The following is a 15,682-nucleotide window of genomic DNA, read 5'->3' on the forward strand; positions in this document are numbered from 1 at the left end:
TAACTAATCGGTTATCGTTATAATTTTTATAATAAAAAGACTAAATCATTAGTTTTATTTAAAGCTCACTCTCTATATGAATTATAAATGAATGAGAGTATCCGTATCGACTTACACAGACTATAAAATAGTTGTTTCAACCAATCATCCCTTTAAAATATAAAAGGTAGCCAATGCTACCTTTTATATTTTTTTAGAATGCTAAATCTATATAATTATCTAAATAATACATCTTCTCGGTTAAACCATTTAACACAAAATGCTAGTAACGCACCTGCAATAAGTGCGGTTGCTAAAAATATTAGCCCTACAAAGGTATAATCAACTGTGCCTTTAATTATGTCTTTAATGGCTAATGCGACGTTTGTTACCGGGATAAACGCGGTTTTAGCAGTCAATTCCATATTTGGCATTATGGAAATAATGATAGGGAAAAATACTACCATACTTAAAGGCTGCATATAATTTTGTGCCTCTTTAAATGTACGCGCATAGATTGAGATAGCTAACGCTAAAGAAGAGAATATGGCAGCCAGCGGAAGTAAAAGTAAAAAAATCATCAGTAAATCACTAACTGCTAGCGTACCGAAGGCCGTTTTAATAAAATCTAAGTCAGCAAATGTTAATGCAACTGCAACCCAACACCCCATACTCACAATCGTAATAGTGGTTGATGCAATAGAGGTAGTAAGTAATGTTATAAATTTACCGAGCACCAATTCTGTACGTGTAATGGGTGTAAGTAGGAGTGTTTCTAGTGTGCCGCGTTCTTTTTCGCCAGCACCTAAATCAATAGCTGGGTAAGTAGCCCCCATTAAAACCAATGGGATAAGTAAATAAGGTAAATAGGCGCCTATTTTTTCACCTAAGTTTTCACGTTTATCGGCTGTATCTACTTTAACAACTTCAATAGGGTCAAGAATAGCTTTATGCGCAGACTCTTCTATCCCAAAGCTTTTTAACTTATCAGCTTGCAGTACGTCACTGTATTCCTGAGCAAGTTCTTTAACCCGATCGAATAAATAGTTTATTGATTTAGCATCGTTAAATACAACTTGCCATTTGCTTTGCTCACCACTGTCGAGAGTTTTTACGGCATTACTTGGCAAGTAAATCCCCATATCTATGTCGCCGGCGGTAACACCTGCTTTGAGATCTTCTATTGTATTAAAGGTTTTACTGCCATTATAGAGTTCAAAGCTTTTATGGTAAAATACTTTGTCAGTAAATTCTTGTGCGTATTCGCCGTTAATAATGACGTATGTATTTACTTTTTGATCGGCGTCAAGTGCAGCTTGCGTGCCAATAAAAGCAACAATAGCAAATATTATTGGGAAAATAAGTACTGGCAGCAACACAACAAACATAAGGGTTTTTTTGTCGCGAAGGAGCTCTTTTAATTCCTTTTTATATACTTCAAACATCATGTTTCTCCGTTAATATGTTCATAAACGCTTGATTAAGCTCATCACTATTACCTGCTAGTTTAAATTCATCTACTGTTCCGTCAAAGCAACTAATACCTTCGTTAATTACAGCGACTCGGTCACATAAAAGTGCAACTTCATCTAAATGATGGGTAGAAAAAATAACAGGAGTACCTTGCGCTTTTAAGCCCTTAATAAATTGAATAACGGTTTGCGTGGTCATTATATCGAGCCCCGTTGTTGGCTCATCGAGCACCACTACTGCTGGGCGATGTACAACAGCACGAGCGATATTCGCCTTTTGTTTCATACCAGTTGATAGATTTTCAGCGCGTTTATCTACAAACTTATGCATATCAAGCAATGTGAATAGCTCATCACAACGCGATGCAATATCGCTTTTGCTCATACCGTGAAGCTTTGCAAAATACTCTATGTTTTCTTTTACAGTTAAGCGACCATATAAACCGGTAGAACCTGATAAAAAACCGATAGACTTACGCCCTAATAACGGTTTTTTCACAATGTCGTTTCCAGCAATTGTTATTGAACCTTCATCGGGCTTTAATGCGGTTGATATCATTCTAAGTGTTGTTGTTTTACCTGCGCCATTGGGTCCTAGTAATCCAAGTACCTCACCCTTCGCGCAACTAAAGCTTACGTCTCGTACTGAATGAAAATAGTCTTTATCTTCACGAGGATCGATGTCGTCTATTTTATTTTTTTTGTGATCTTTAGTTAGCTTAAATTTCTTTTTAAGCCCAGCAACTTCTATCATGTTCGTATCCTTCGTTTCGCTCTAAAATAATCTGTATTGTTATAAAAAGAGTCGTCTTTGTTTTCATCATGCCAACCAGGCACGCCTAATAATGGCAGTGGCGAAAGCTGTTTGTTATCGGCTAAGCAGTTATCTATTTTAATCATCTCATAAAGGGCTTGGTCTAGGTACTGATATTGAGTAACTAAATCTTTACAAAATGTTTCATCTGGTACACAAACAAACAATGCTTTACCCGTTAAACCTATATAAGGTTTGGTGAGCATTTCATAATTAGCATGGCCAAACATAAACGCTTTAATGCTTTTTCCCCATTCACTTTTATGCTCAACAAACGCTTTTTTCCATTGGTGATCGCGAAGCAATTCTTGCCATTTAGTATCGCTTATTGCCAATACCACACCACATTCGTCAAAGAGCGTTAATGCATTACGATGTTTGGTACGCTTTTGCAAACCATGTTCAGCTATATCTTGCACATGACGCTGGTTAATAAGCGCTTTGGTTTTAGGAAATAAACACCAAATAAAGCCACCAAACAAGTCATGCCAATTCTCACTGCGTGTAGGTACAAGACCCGTTTCAAAAATAACTTGTTCGTAATAACGATCGCCAAAGTCTACCTTTGCATCATCTTCAAAAGTAATAGGAATATTATTCGCATTAATAGCGGTTAAAAATGGAGAAAACCACTGCGGAGCCGGCCAATCAGTTAGTTCGTTAACTTTAAATAGCTCACGTAAGTGCGAAAATGCACCGGTTTCTAAACTACTAATTTGCCACTGCTCGGGGGGAGTAAAACGCTTCATTTAAACCTTTAACAATTTATGCCTATAATTTACGAGAAGTTTACCGCAAAAACTGGTTCTACTTAATAGAAGTTAATATACTAATCACAACTTAAAACAAAAAAAGAGCTGACATGAAACATTATTTCTCTCTCACACTCCTCGCTACTGCTGTTTTAGCAGGTTGCGCAACAACAAGTATTACACCTACTGATGTAACAAATGGTTATAACAGTATTCAAGCTGATGAATTGGCTAAACATGTAAAAGTACTCGCATCAGACGAATTTGGTGGTCGTGCTCCTTCATCACCTGGCGAAAAGCTAACGCTTGATTATTTAACTGCGCAGTTTAAAGCCCTAGGTTTAGAGCCAGGTAATGGCGACAGCTTCTTACAAGAAGTTCCACTTGTGTCGCTTGAGGCTGATGCAAACATGGTATTAAGTATTGGTGGTAAAGACTATCAATACAAAAAAGACATGGTTATGGGTAGCAGCCGCATAAGCGCACAAGAAGGCATAGAAAATTCTGAACTTGTATTTGTGGGCTACGGCGTTAACGCACCTGAATACAATTGGAATGATTACGAAGGATTAGACGTTAAAGGCAAAACGGTTGTAATGCTGGTTAACGATCCAGGTTTTGCAACAAAAGACCCTACTTTATTTACTGGCGACGCGATGACCTATTATGGTCGTTGGACATACAAATACGAAGAAGCGAGTCGACAAGGTGCCGCTGGTGCAATTATTATTCATGAAACAGCACCTGCTTCTTACCCGTGGTCGGTTGTTGAAAACTCGTGGAGCGGCGAGCAGTTTGGTTTTCAAAAAGAAAACAACAACATGGACCGTGTAGCCGTTGAAGGCTGGGTTACAACTGAAGTAGCAAAAGAGCTTTTTGCTAAAGCAGGATTAGATTTTGATACTGCGAAAGAAAACGCAGCTAAAGGTGCTTACCATGTTGATATGGGCGATTTAACTGCTTCTGTTAATGTTAAAAATACGATTAAAAAATCAGTGTCGTACAACTTTATTGCAACCCTACCTGGTAGTGAAAAACCAGATGAGCATGTTATTTACTCGGCTCATTGGGATCACTTAGGTACAGATAAAACACGTAAAGGCGATCAAATTTATAACGGTGCTCACGACAATGCAACGGGTACCGCTGGGCTTATTGAAGTAGCTGAAGCCTTTACTAAATTACCAAAACACCCTAGCCGCTCAATGACATTTTTGGCAGTAACTGCAGAAGAACAAGGTTTACTTGGTTCTAAATATTACGCAGCAAACCCGGTTATTGCAGCGAATAAAACTGTTGCTAACATAAATATGGATAGCTTAAACCTACTAGGTAAAGTTAAAGATATGAATGTAGTGGGTATTGGTAAATCGCAAATGGACGAATTTTTGACTACCGCAGCAAAAGAGCAAGGTAGAACAATATCTGGCGATCCAAAACCATCATCGGGTGGCTATTACCGCTCTGATCACTTTGCATTTGCAAATATGGGTATTCCTGCAATGTACGCAGGCGGTGGTACAGTACCAGCCGATGAAGATACAGCAAATTATCGTAAACGTATGAGTTTAGTGCTTCGTGGTTGTTACCATCAGCCTTGTGATAGGTACCGCGATGAGTGGGATTTATCAGGCGCTGTTCAAGACTTACAATTATTTTATAAAGTAGGTTTTAATATATCTGAACAAGAGCAATGGCCTACTTGGAATGCAAACTCAGAGTTTCAACGTAAATAACATAGGTTTAACATCGAAAAACTCAAAGTGAGTAATCGATTTAAATAGATACAAATGATATTGATTATCATTTAATTAAAATATACAGTGTTACCACGTTTATTTAATTGGTAACACTGTATGATTTTACTCTCTCAAATAGGATTTATTACTCCTGCCTCAAAACGATTTTTGAGCCAAAATAAACGCTTACTGCTGCCTTTATTTATTTTAACTTGCCTTGCAATACCGCAATTACGCGAAATTACAATGACCGCACTCAGTGATGCATTTTTTCAAGTGAGTGTGTTTGTTGCTGCTACCCTTTTAATTTATTACTACGCTATAGAACACTTACCTCAATTAGAGCTTAGTTATTTAAGTGCCAAGTCCCCTATTTTAGAAATTAGCTTTGCAGCGGTTTTAGGTGCATTACCTGGCTGTGGTGGCGCTATTATTGTGGTTACTCAATTTACGAAAGGCCAAGCAAGCTTTGGTGCTATAGTTGCGGTGCTAACAGCTACAATGGGAGATGCAGCATTTTTATTACTTGCTACCCGCCCTACTGAAGGCTTGTTAATTATGGGAATAGGGTTAGTTGTGGGTACATTTAGTGGTTTACTGGTTAATACAATACACAAAAAAGACTTTTTACGCCCAACAGTGCAAGAACAAAAGCACCAAATTAAAATACTCTCAGCTAACATTATTAAAATCAGTAAACCGGTTTGGATGGTAGCAATTATCCCAAGCCTTATAATTGCCTTTTTGATTGCGTTTAATGTTGATTTTTCACAGTTTGGTTCAAACACAAGCACTGTAATTACACTATTTGGTGCATTAATGGCTTTATTTATTGTTAGTATTTGGGCACTTTCGTCAAGAGGTGAAACCTATCAAGAAGTAACGTCAGAAGACGATGCATGTCACCCTCCTTCTAAAATAATAAAAGTATTACAAGATACCCATTTTGTTACGGCATGGGTTGTCGCCTCTTTTATGCTATTTGAGATTTTGGTTAACATTGCCGGACTTGATTTAAAAACGTGGTTTGTACATTACGCCTATTTGGCCCCATTAATTGCAGTGCTTATTGGATTTTTACCCGGCTGTGGCCCGCAAATAATTGTTACAACGCTTTATATTCAAGGCATTATTCCCTTTAGTGCTTTAGCAGGAAACGCAATTTCTAACGATGGTGATGCGTTATTCCCAGCAATAGCAATGGCGCCCAAAGCTGCAGTTATAGCTACACTTTATACGTCTATTCCCGCATTAATAGTTGGTTATGGATTGTATTTTTTTGCTGAAATTTAAAAAATGAGATTTAAAAACGCAAAAAACTCAGCAATTGCTGAGCTTTTAACATGTTAAGTTATTCTTACTTATACAGTAGTTGGTTCTGCTGCTAATTCTTTTGGATTTGGACCAAAATCGTTCTCGCCTTCGTGCGAATCTTGCGCAAGAAAAACAATTAAAACAATCCAACCGATGATTGGTACTAACCAAAGTAACTGCCACCAGCCTGAACGGCCTGTGTCATGAAGACGACGTGCACCCGCACTTAAGCCAGGAATTAATAGCGCTAAGCTATAAATAGAGCCAATGAACATTGTTCCTAGTACACCATCAATCGCATTACAAACTACTGAAAAAATGAAGTTAAATAATGTAAACATCCAATATGCTTTACGACGATTACGGCCTGAAAAATCTGCGTAGCTACGCAACGCGTTCATATAATGTTCCATGAAATTTCCTTAGTGTTATTTTTTATATTCCCTAACGGGGTTAATCTAATTACTTTTTAGTAACATTTGTATCTTAATTAAAAACAGCTCAAATTAAAACAAAAACCAGCTAAAAGCTGGTTTTTATTACATATTAACAATTTAGCTGTTAACTCATAGCCATCATCATTGCTGATGGATTTTCTAAGTACGATTTCCATAAATTATTAAAACGAGCAATAGTGCCCCCATCAATAACACGATGATCCCCAGACCAACTCACTTGCATAATAGCTTTACTTACAACCTGCCCACTTTCGTCAAAACGCGGTAAATACTGTAATTTACCAAGCGCAACAATTGCCACTTCTGGTTTATTAATTATAGGGGTCGCAATAGTGCCGCCAATCGCACCAATGTTAGAGATGCTAATTGTCCCACCTTTTAAATCATCCGGTGCAACACGCCCTTCTCGCGATGAATGAGTTAACCGGGTTAAATCATTTGCCACATCAACAATGCTCTTACTCTGGCACGATTTAATGTTAGGCACTAACAAGCCGATTTTAGAATCAACCGCTATACCAATATTATGATCGTTATAATAGGTAAGCTCTGAGCATTCATCGTTCACTTTTGAATTAAGTACAGGGTACTCTTTCATTGCTAGCGACAATGCTTTTACAAAAAATGGCATCATAGTGAGCTTTACGCCTTGTGCTTTGTACTGCTCTTTTAAAGAACTACGCAAAGCTATAAGCTGTGTTAAGTCTATTTCATCACTAAACGTAAAGTGCGGAATAGTTGAAACCGACGCTACCATTTGCTTGGCCATGGCCGCTTTAATGCCTTTAATTTGCTCGACTCTTACGCCACCGCTTTGATTCCGCGTTTGGTTTTGTACTGCACTTTGAGAAGCATCGCTATCAAGCGGTGAAGTATCAATAGTATTTGGCACTTCGCCTTTTACAAACTCTTCAATATCTTGCTTGTAAATACGTCCATTTTTACCACTACCTGGTACACAGGTTAAATCAACATCTAGTTCACGTGCTTTACGACGAACCGCAGGCGATGCCACCGCTTTTTGATTGATAACTTTAGCAGCTTGCTGCGTTTTAACAGGGGCAACATTTTCAGCGACGGCATTAGTTTGAGCCTTTACGACCGCTTGGTTTATATCAACATTTGGTTTTGCTGCACTGCCTGCAATTGTCATTTGAAACAACGGGCTATGTACTTTGGCTATTTCGCCTTTTTGATAATATAACTTTTGTACAGTGCCTGTATATTTTGCCGGAATTTGTACTAATGCTTTGTCGGTCATTACGTCACAAACCGCTTGGTCTTCTTCTATTTCGTCGCCTTCAGCAACTAACCAATCAACAATCTCACACTCAACAATACCTTCACCAATATCTGGTAATATAAAGTCCTCAACCACATTAGCTGCATCATTAGTTTTATTTCCAGCTTGTACTGGCTCTTGTACTACTTCATTGCTAATGCTTTCACCTGCTACATCCATAGCAAATAAAGGAGCGTGTACCTTAGCAATCTCTCCTTTTTGATAATATAACTTTGAAATTACGCCATCATGCACTGCCGGAATTTGTACTAATGCTTTGTCTGTCATAACATCGCAAATTGGCTGATCCTCAGATACGGTATCGCCTTCTTGTACTAGCCACTCAACTACTTCGCATTCAACAATGCCTTCACCAATATCGGGTAATATAAAATCTTTAGCCATGGTAACCCCTAAAAATCCATTGATTGTTTAATTGCAGCCAACACTTTTAGTGCATCCGGTACGTATTCTTTTTCAAGTGCCAGCGGGTATGGGGTATCTAGACCACATACACGTAAAATTGGCGACTCTAAATGCAAGAAACACTCTTGTTGTATTGTTGCTGCTATCTCTGCACCAAAGCCATTGGTTATAGGCGCTTCATGACTCACGATTAAACGGCCGGTTTTAGTAACCGATTTAGCAATCGTTTCAACATCCCAAGGTAAAATACTACGAAGGTCAATTACTTCACAGCTTATACCTTGCTCGCTTGCTTGCTTTGCTGCATCTTCAATAATTTCCATTTGAGCACCCCACGCTAAAAGCGTAATATCACTACCCTCTTGTACTACTTCAGCCGTGCCTAATTCAATACTATAATCTTCTTCTGGCACTTCGCCAATTGATGCACGATATAAACGCTTAGGCTCAAAAAATATGACCGGGTTGTCGTCTTTAATTGACGCACGTAATAATCCTTTAGCTTGATAAGGGTTACGCGGTACAACTACTTTCAAACCTGGTGTGTGCGCAAAATACGCTTCGGGTGATTGTGAATGGTACAAACCACCGGCAATGCCACCGCCATAGGGCGTACGAATAGTTAAGTTACCGACATTAAATTCATTACCACTGCGATAACGAAACTTAGCGGCTTCATTTACTATTTGATCAAACGCTGGAAAAATATAATCAGCAAATTGAATTTCTGCTAATGCAGGCGCACCAAAAGCCGCTAAACCATTAGCAAAACCTAAAATACCTTGCTCGGTTAAAGGCGTATTAAAAACACGGTGTTTACCGTACTTCTCTTGCAAGCCAGATGTTGCTCTAAATACACCACCGAAGTAACCAACATCTTCACCAAAAATACAGGCTTGAGGATGCTCATTCATCGTAATATCGAGAGCAGAGTTAATTGCGTGGAGCATGTTCATTTTAGCCATTACTTAATTCTCCCTGCGGTTACTGGGTAAGCATCTGGATGCTGTTTTATATGTTCTTTTAGTTGCTCGTACTGGCGTTGCAATAATGGAATTGGTGTATCGTAAACGTCAGATACCAGTTCTTCTAAAGCGGGCTTCGCAACAACTTCAGCACGTTTAAGCGCTGCTAAAATTTCTTCACGAATCGACTCTTTTGCTTTTAAATCGTCTTCTTCGTTTAACCAGTCTTGCTTGACCAGCCATTTTCTAAATTTATCAATAGGACACGTTTGATGATTCGCTTCTTCATCTTTAGAGCGATAACCACTTGGATCGTCTGATGTAGAATGCGCTCCTAAACGATAAGCAATCGATTCAATAAGTACAGGTTCACCTTGTGTTGAAGCTATTTCGCGTGCTTTTTTAGTTGCCGCATAAACAGCAAGTGCATCTGTGCCATCAACACGAATTGTTTTAATGCCATAACCCACACCACGCGATGCAATACCGTCGCCTTTAAACTGCTCATCAGCAGGGGTAGATATGGCATAACCGTTATTACGTGCAAAAAATATAACCGGCGCTCTGTGAACAGCGGCCATATTTAAACCGGCATGAAAGTCACCTTCAGATGCAGCACCTTCACCAAAATAACAAATGGTTACATTATCAATTGTGCTGGAAAGCTCGCCTGTTTTAGCGTCGATGTGCTTTATTTTTTGGCCATATGCATAACCTGTTGCCTGTGGTATTTGCGTACCCAATGGCGATGAGATCGTCATGTAGTTTAGCGCTTTAGAACCATAGTGAATTGGCATTTGACGACCTTTACCTAAATCCAATTCATTTGAAAACATTTGGTTCATAAATTGATCAAGCGTAAAGCCACGATAATGCAGTGCTGCCTGTTCACGATATTGAGCCATGATCATATCGTTTTGATCAAGTGCAGCAGCAGAGGCTGTAACTGCGGCTTCTTCGCCTAGGCATTGCATATAAAAACTAACACGGCCTTGGCGCTGCGCGCCTTGCATACGTTCATCTAACAAACGTATAAAACGCATTGTTTCATATAACTTAATAGCGGTATGTTTTGAAATATCAGGTGCGGTTGCACTAGGATGAATGTCGCCGTCCTCAGTTAAAATACTAAGGGTTGGAATATTAAGCGCTTGACCATCAATAAATTCAAGCTCGTGGTTAATATTCAGCGATACGTTATTTGGATTACTCATAACCTACCTTCTTTTGTTGTCGGTAAAACAGTGCCCCTTTAAATTATTATTATGGGTGATTGCTGCTGGTTAAACTTTGCAACATCTGCACTATCTTTAATTAAAGCTGCCAACACTTTACGTTAACGTAAAGTGTTATTCAACAGATCTGGGACGAAACAAAAGCAAATACAGGTTAAATAAGTGGCAAGTTAACGATACGATTACTTTAATTAATAGTAATCATATAGTTAACTTGAAGACATCAGTGGTCTGATGAGTTTAATTAGACGAAATTGCTATCAATATCCATTGGAATAACTGTAAGGAGTGCTCTTTGCCCTAATGCTACGCTCGCATTTGGGAAAATAATAGCCTCTCCTTCAACGTCAGCGTAAATCGCTTTATCACCGTCGGTTGCAAGTAGTTCACCTTTCGCAAAGCCAGTAAAGTTCTCAGCATTATCAGAAAAAGGAAAACTAAAATCGTCCTGTGTTCTATTAATTGTGCGATGGACAGCAAATAACTCAAAATCGTTTGCATTAAATTCAGGATATTCAACTTCATTTTGACTAATTAATGCAGTTAAGGTTTGCTTTGTTTTTTCAAAGCGAGCCATATCGTTTTGACCAAATGGTTTAACTTGACCTAGCTCTACGGTAAATGAATCAGCTCCATGTACAAATGACGAATAATAGCTAAATGTTGTTGCAGGAGATTTCATCATAAGTACGGTATTTACACCACAACTCAATAAAAATTGTAACTGAGACTTTTTCCAAGGCTTACCATGTAAAAATGGATACACAGCAAATTTTTCGTTTTTAGAGCCTCTAATTGCAGTGTGTAAGTCGTAGTGACACCGGCTACTGCCTTGCTCGCCACGCGTATAAAAATCGCTTACGTATTGCTCAAGCTTTGCAGCACGGGTACGCTCATTATTCATTGGTACACCTTCAACTGTATGGTGACCATTAAATAATCTATTTAAGTTTTCTTCTACAAAACGCAGGCCAATATTAATTGATTGTGGATTACCATAAATAAACAAAGCGCGCTGCTTAAGTATCAACTCGCCTTTTATAATTTGTTTAATAAGTGCATCACAAATTTCAATTGGCGCAGTTTCGTTACCGTGTACGGCGCTTGAATAAACTACATCTTTCGACGTTGTAACAGCAGGTTGAAACTCGATTACACCGGTATCGTGTATATTTACACGAGTCCCATTATCTAAAACAAACTCACCTGCATCTAAATGCCATTCGTTATTACAACTAAGCGTTAAAAAATCGCCAGTGTGTTTTAATTCATTTAAGTAAGATGGATTGGCTGACATATAATAAGCCCTTAAAAAATAATGTGAGAGTAGACTCTTATGAATATATTTTTATATACACAAGGTATAGAAACGAAAACGGCTGAATAAATCAGCCGTTTTAAAATTATTAGATTAAGTTAGCTTATAACTGAATCTACAAGCTTTTTAGCTTCTTTTTCAAGTAATGCTAAATGCTCTTCACCTTTAAATGATTCAAGGTATATTTTATAAATATCTTCAGTGCCTGATGGACGCGCTGCAAACCAGCCGTTCTCAGTTACCACTTTTAAACCACCAATGGCGGCATCGTTACCTGGTGCATGAGTCAATTTTTGCAAAATAGGCTCGCCAGCAAGTGTATCTGCTTTAACATCAGAAGCACTCAATGCTTTTAAACGTGCTTTTTGACCGCTTGTGGCTGGTGCATCTAGGCGTTTATAAATTGGAGAACCAAACTCTTGTTCTAATTCTTTATAAAGCACTGATGGCGTTTTACCTGTCACAGCCAAAATCTCTGCGGCTAATAGACCCATAATGAAGCCATCTTTATCTGTACACCATACAGAGCCATCAAAACGTAGGAATGCAGCACCTGCGCTTTCTTCGCCACCAAAGGCAAGCTTGCCTTTGCTTAAGCCTTCAACAAACCATTTAAAGCCTACTGGTACTTCTTTAACCTTACGGTTGTTGCGAGCAGCTACTTTGTCGATCATAGAGCTAGAAACCAATGTTTTGCCAATTTCTACGGTTTCATTCCAATCACGGTGTTTAAGTAAGTAATCGATTGCCACTGCTAAAAAGTGGTTTGGATTCATTAAGCCATCTGGCGTTACAATACCGTGACGATCGTAGTCAGGGTCATTACCAATAGACACATCAAAATCATCTTTTAGTGCAATAAGATTTGCCATTGAATAAGGTGATGAACAATCCATACGAATTTTGCCGTCTTTATCAAGTGGCATAAAAGCAAAACGAGGATCAACAACATCATTAACTACGGTTAAATCTAAATTATATTTTTTTGCAATAACTGGCCAAAAATTAATACCTGAACCACCTAATGGATCAATACCAATTTTAATACCTGCATCGCTGATTGCTTTTAAATTAACGATATTTGCTAAGTCATCAATATAAGGACTCATTAAATCTTCGTAGCGGATAAAGCCCGAACGCGATGCTTTAGCGAATGGGAATAACTCAACTTCAACTAAATCTTCTAATAAAAGTTGATTAGCTCTGTCTTCAATCCACTTAGTTACGTCGGTATCAGCTGGTCCGCCATTAGGTGGATTGTATTTAAAGCCACCATCTTCAGGAGGGTTATGCGAAGGCGTAACAACAATCCCGTCTGCTAATTCATTTGGGTGTAGTTTATTGTGGCTCACTATAGCGTGGCTGATAACTGGCGTTGGTGTAAAATCACCGTTTTCTTGCGTTATCACTTGCACTTCGTTAGCAACTAATACTTCAATAGCCGAGTTAAATGCCGCTTCACTCAATGCGTGTGTGTCTTTGCCTAAAAATAACGGACCAAATATGTCATTTTGTTTTCTGTAATCACAAATAGCCTGAGTAATCGCTAGAATGTGTGACTCGTTAAATTTAACATCGTAAGAACAACCACGGTGCCCTGAAGTACCAAAAGCAACACAATGATCTGGATTTTGTTCAAGATCAGGTTCGTTTAAGTAGTACGCAGATACTAATTTAGGTACGTTAACCAATGCCGATTGTGGAGCAGTTTTGCCTGCGCCTGAGTGAATAGCCATTATATTTCCTTACAGGTAATCGCGAATTTTTTCAGCTTGCTCTGCACTATATCCAAGGCAAAGAGCAACTTCATGAAGCATCATTTTTTTACGTGTTGTATTAGAGTTAGTCATAACCCAATATTCACTATCGGTTATGTTCTTAGGGTTCATACTACTCCCGCTGTTTACTAAAGCTTCTTTACTAGTAGCAAAGTAAACACGGTCACGCCCTTTTATGTCTAATACCGCAGAAAAATCAGTTTTATGTGTGCGGTAAAATGCACTTAAAATAAACAAAAAGCGTCCAACAACGCCCTTTTGCATTGCCAGCTCTTCTTTATTTAATACATTAAAAACATTATCGCTTTTTTGCTTCACTGGTGCGTGAGCTAAAGGCGTTTGTTTTTTTGCAGTCTCAGCAGCAGATGGCTCTGAGCTTTTTAATGTGGCGGTAGACGTAGTCGCAGTTTGATTATTTTGAGTTAGTTCTACGTTTGCGGTTTGAATTTTTTCGCCGCTCAGATTTAATAAACGACGTAAAATAGTGGATGCACTTTCACCAATACTTTGCGTATTGCTTGCAATATATTGATATAACTCGTCGTCTATGTCGATTTGTTTCATGTTCTTCCTGTCATTACGGGTCACATTTTTTTCTCCCGTGTGATTATACCCAAACCAATCAGAAATGCGAGTTACAACAAGCACTCCCGTAAACATATTAATATTTACCTAATTGTTGTTGATTTAACGCCCAAAAGCCCAATTTAATAATTAGTCGCTGTATTTTTTGCTTTTTAGAGCAATGCTCGGCAAACTATGGCGAAATTTTCAGGAGGCGGGTATGCAGTTAAATTACAGGCAACAAGGGCAAGGTCCTAATGTTATTTTGATACATGGGCTTTTTGGATCATTAGAAAACCTAAATGTAATCGCAAAACCATTAAGTGAACACTTTAATGTTATTAACGTTGATTTACGCAACCACGGACTTTCACCGCATAGCAAGGAAATGAACTACCCGGCAATGGCTCAAGATATTGTTGAGTTATTAGCAGATTTGAACATAGATAAAGCACATTTAGTTGGGCATTCTATGGGTGGTAAAGTGGCAATGGAATTAGCGCTTACACATCCTGAACTTGTAAATAAGCTTGTTGTACTTGATATAGCACCTGTTAGTTACCCCGCTCGCCACACAAAAATATTACAAGCATTAAAAGCGGTTTCAGCGCAGTCAATAGATGATAGAAAACAAGCTGATGTAATTATGCAACCTTATATAGAAGAACTGGGAGTGCGACAGTTTCTACTTAAAAGTCTCGCTAAAAATGAGGAAGGTCATTTTGCATGGCGGTTTAACTTAAATGTGCTTGACGAAAAATATTCTACAATCACATCCAATGTTAATGAAAATAATTCTTGTTCATGCGATACTCTTTTCATTAAAGGTAATGATTCTGACTATATTTTGCCTGAGCATCGTACTGCAATTAAAGCTCGCTTTAAAAATACTAAAGCTAAAATAATTCATGGCGCAGGCCATTGGCTTCATGCTCAAAAGCCACTTGCTGTAAATAAAGCGATAAACGACTTTTTAACTGCGGTTTAAAGTAATTTTAATCGCGTGTTTTTGATTTTGCGCACTAAATATATGAATAATTATATGCTATAGTACGCGCCGTTTAATTTAAAGGTTATACGTTGATGGTCAGTCAGTTAATTAACGAATTTGATACCCTAGGGTTGTATTTTGGCTTAGCCGGTATTTTCATATTCATCGGCATGGCAATTAAAGACGTACTAAAAAGTGGCAATGTGCCTAAGTTCGGACAATACATTGTCTGGGGCGTGCTCTTTTTAGGTTGTTCGGGCTTTATTGCTAAAGGGCTTATTCAAGTATTTTGGCAAGGCGCAGGTGTAGGTTAAGCATGGCGAAGTCAGAAACAGATAGAACTACACTCGATTTATTTGAATACGAAAAACGCCCAGGCAGACCTAAAACCAATCCCCTTTCACGGGATATGCAGTTAAAGGTAAATAAACGTAATCAAATAAAAAGAGATAAAGCACGTGGTTTAAAGCGTGTTGAATTTAAAGTTTCATCGCAGTTATATCAAGCATTGAGTGATATGGCAGATGCACAAAATATTAGCCGCAGTGCGCTGATTGAAACAATTTTACAAGAAAGATTGGCTATTGATACATAA

15 protein-coding genes are annotated in these 15,682 nt (G+C 38.4%); 5 read left to right on the plus strand and 10 right to left on the minus strand.

What is annotated here, in order from left to right; translation table 11 throughout:
- Positions 1-215: 215 nt before the first annotated feature.
- From I6E80_RS13405 to I6E80_RS13415, 3 genes are read right to left on the minus strand one after another with little or no spacing between them, the layout of a single operon-like run.
- Positions 216-1,424, minus strand: a complete 1,209-nt coding sequence (locus I6E80_RS13405; RefSeq protein ID WP_197185848.1) for an ABC transporter permease — start codon at positions 1,422-1,424, stop codon at positions 216-218.
- Entirely contained in the window at positions 1,417-2,205 is a 789-nt protein-coding gene (locus tag I6E80_RS13410; protein WP_170070845.1) for an ABC transporter ATP-binding protein, read from the minus strand. Before I6E80_RS13410 ends, I6E80_RS13405 begins: the two co-directional genes overlap by 8 nt.
- Complete coding sequence (locus I6E80_RS13415; RefSeq protein WP_197185743.1) at positions 2,202-3,014, minus strand: DUF3025 domain-containing protein; 813 nt, start codon at positions 3,012-3,014, stop codon at positions 2,202-2,204. Before I6E80_RS13415 ends, I6E80_RS13410 begins: the two co-directional genes overlap by 4 nt.
- 113 nt (positions 3,015-3,127) lie before the next feature.
- On the opposite strand from I6E80_RS13415, the gene I6E80_RS13420 reads away from it, so the two are divergent.
- Together I6E80_RS13420 and I6E80_RS13425 are read left to right on the plus strand one after the other, a co-directional pair.
- Positions 3,128-4,753: a M28 family metallopeptidase gene (locus I6E80_RS13420; protein ID WP_197185744.1), complete on the plus strand. Its 1,626-nt coding sequence runs from the start codon at positions 3,128-3,130 to the stop codon at positions 4,751-4,753.
- A gap of 120 nt (positions 4,754-4,873) precedes the next feature.
- Positions 4,874-6,049 carry a putative manganese transporter gene (locus I6E80_RS13425; protein ID WP_197185745.1) on the plus strand — a complete coding sequence of 392 codons (1,176 nt, stop codon included), beginning with the start codon at positions 4,874-4,876 and terminating at the stop codon, positions 6,047-6,049.
- A 68-nt stretch (positions 6,050-6,117) separates the two neighbouring features.
- On the opposite strand, the gene I6E80_RS13430 is transcribed toward I6E80_RS13425, so the two are convergent.
- The 7 genes from I6E80_RS13430 to seqA all read right to left on the minus strand — a co-directional run bounded on the left by I6E80_RS13430 (position 6,118) and on the right by seqA (position 14,096).
- Complete coding sequence (locus tag I6E80_RS13430) at positions 6,118-6,483, minus strand: DUF805 domain-containing protein (protein ID WP_197185746.1); 366 nt, start codon at positions 6,481-6,483, stop codon at positions 6,118-6,120.
- A 148-nt stretch (positions 6,484-6,631) separates the two neighbouring features.
- Positions 6,632-8,215, minus strand: a complete 1,584-nt coding sequence (locus I6E80_RS13435; protein WP_197185747.1) for a dihydrolipoyllysine-residue acetyltransferase — start codon at positions 8,213-8,215, stop codon at positions 6,632-6,634.
- Between the two features lie 8 nt (positions 8,216-8,223).
- Positions 8,224-9,201 carry an alpha-ketoacid dehydrogenase subunit beta gene (locus I6E80_RS13440; RefSeq protein ID WP_024599564.1) on the minus strand — a complete coding sequence of 326 codons (978 nt, stop codon included), beginning with the start codon at positions 9,199-9,201 and terminating at the stop codon, positions 8,224-8,226.
- Positions 9,201-10,415, minus strand: coding sequence for a thiamine pyrophosphate-dependent dehydrogenase E1 component subunit alpha (locus I6E80_RS13445; protein ID WP_170070840.1), 1,215 nt, complete (start codon positions 10,413-10,415; stop codon positions 9,201-9,203). The genes I6E80_RS13440 and I6E80_RS13445 overlap by 1 nt, the downstream gene beginning before the upstream one ends.
- Positions 10,416-10,680: 265 nt before the next feature.
- Positions 10,681-11,733 (minus strand): succinylglutamate desuccinylase, encoded by a 1,053-nt coding sequence (astE, locus tag I6E80_RS13450; RefSeq protein WP_024605565.1) that lies wholly within the window; start codon positions 11,731-11,733, stop codon positions 10,681-10,683.
- A gap of 119 nt (positions 11,734-11,852) precedes the next feature.
- The gene (gene pgm / locus I6E80_RS13455; RefSeq protein ID WP_197185748.1) at positions 11,853-13,490 is read right to left on the minus strand and encodes a phosphoglucomutase (alpha-D-glucose-1,6-bisphosphate-dependent); all 1,638 of its coding nucleotides are present in this window, start codon (positions 13,488-13,490) and stop codon (positions 11,853-11,855) included.
- 9 nt (positions 13,491-13,499) lie between these two features.
- Positions 13,500-14,096, minus strand: a complete 597-nt coding sequence (gene seqA, locus I6E80_RS13460) for a replication initiation negative regulator SeqA (protein ID WP_076924595.1) — start codon at positions 14,094-14,096, stop codon at positions 13,500-13,502.
- A 220-nt stretch (positions 14,097-14,316) separates the two neighbouring features.
- On the opposite strand from seqA, the gene I6E80_RS13465 reads away from it, so the two are divergent.
- The 3 genes from I6E80_RS13465 to ybfE all read left to right on the plus strand — a co-directional run bounded on the left by I6E80_RS13465 (position 14,317) and on the right by ybfE (position 15,682).
- Complete coding sequence (locus I6E80_RS13465) at positions 14,317-15,084, plus strand: alpha/beta fold hydrolase (RefSeq protein ID WP_024599569.1); 768 nt, start codon at positions 14,317-14,319, stop codon at positions 15,082-15,084.
- Positions 15,085-15,179: 95 nt separating this feature from the next.
- Entirely contained in the window at positions 15,180-15,401 is a 222-nt protein-coding gene (locus tag I6E80_RS13470) for a DUF2788 domain-containing protein (RefSeq protein ID WP_002962930.1), read from the plus strand.
- 2 nt (positions 15,402-15,403) lie between these two features.
- The gene (ybfE, locus tag I6E80_RS13475) at positions 15,404-15,682 is read left to right on the plus strand and encodes a LexA regulated protein (RefSeq protein ID WP_002962928.1); all 279 of its coding nucleotides are present in this window, start codon (positions 15,404-15,406) and stop codon (positions 15,680-15,682) included.

The sequence above is a fragment of the Pseudoalteromonas sp. NSLLW218 genome (assembly GCF_015864775.1).
Taxonomy (GTDB): Bacteria; Pseudomonadota; Gammaproteobacteria; order Enterobacterales; family Alteromonadaceae; genus Pseudoalteromonas.

What these genes read in the sequence shown, in the direction of transcription:
- astE (WP_024605565.1), bottom strand. Translation starts at nt 11,733, where the DNA reads ATGTCAGCCAATCCATCTTACTTAAATGAATTAAAACACACTGGCGAT.
- ybfE (WP_002962928.1), top strand. Translation starts at nt 15,404, where the DNA reads ATGGCGAAGTCAGAAACAGATAGAACTACACTCGATTTATTTGAATAC.
- I6E80_RS13425 (WP_197185745.1), top strand. Translation starts at nt 4,874, where the DNA reads ATGATTTTACTCTCTCAAATAGGATTTATTACTCCTGCCTCAAAACGA.
- I6E80_RS13420 (WP_197185744.1), top strand. Translation starts at nt 3,128, where the DNA reads ATGAAACATTATTTCTCTCTCACACTCCTCGCTACTGCTGTTTTAGCA.
- I6E80_RS13415 (WP_197185743.1), bottom strand. Translation starts at nt 3,014, where the DNA reads ATGAAGCGTTTTACTCCCCCCGAGCAGTGGCAAATTAGTAGTTTAGAA.
- seqA (WP_076924595.1), bottom strand. Translation starts at nt 14,096, where the DNA reads ATGAAACAAATCGACATAGACGACGAGTTATATCAATATATTGCAAGC.
- I6E80_RS13440 (WP_024599564.1), bottom strand. Translation starts at nt 9,201, where the DNA reads ATGGCTAAAATGAACATGCTCCACGCAATTAACTCTGCTCTCGATATT.
- I6E80_RS13410 (WP_170070845.1), bottom strand. Translation starts at nt 2,205, where the DNA reads ATGATAGAAGTTGCTGGGCTTAAAAAGAAATTTAAGCTAACTAAAGAT.
- I6E80_RS13405 (WP_197185848.1), bottom strand. Translation starts at nt 1,424, where the DNA reads ATGTTTGAAGTATATAAAAAGGAATTAAAAGAGCTCCTTCGCGACAAA.
- I6E80_RS13445 (WP_170070840.1), bottom strand. Translation starts at nt 10,415, where the DNA reads ATGAGTAATCCAAATAACGTATCGCTGAATATTAACCACGAGCTTGAA.
- I6E80_RS13470 (WP_002962930.1), top strand. Translation starts at nt 15,180, where the DNA reads ATGGTCAGTCAGTTAATTAACGAATTTGATACCCTAGGGTTGTATTTT.
- I6E80_RS13430 (WP_197185746.1), bottom strand. Translation starts at nt 6,483, where the DNA reads ATGGAACATTATATGAACGCGTTGCGTAGCTACGCAGATTTTTCAGGC.
- I6E80_RS13435 (WP_197185747.1), bottom strand. Translation starts at nt 8,215, where the DNA reads ATGGCTAAAGATTTTATATTACCCGATATTGGTGAAGGCATTGTTGAA.
- I6E80_RS13465 (WP_024599569.1), top strand. Translation starts at nt 14,317, where the DNA reads ATGCAGTTAAATTACAGGCAACAAGGGCAAGGTCCTAATGTTATTTTG.
- pgm (WP_197185748.1), bottom strand. Translation starts at nt 13,490, where the DNA reads ATGGCTATTCACTCAGGCGCAGGCAAAACTGCTCCACAATCGGCATTG.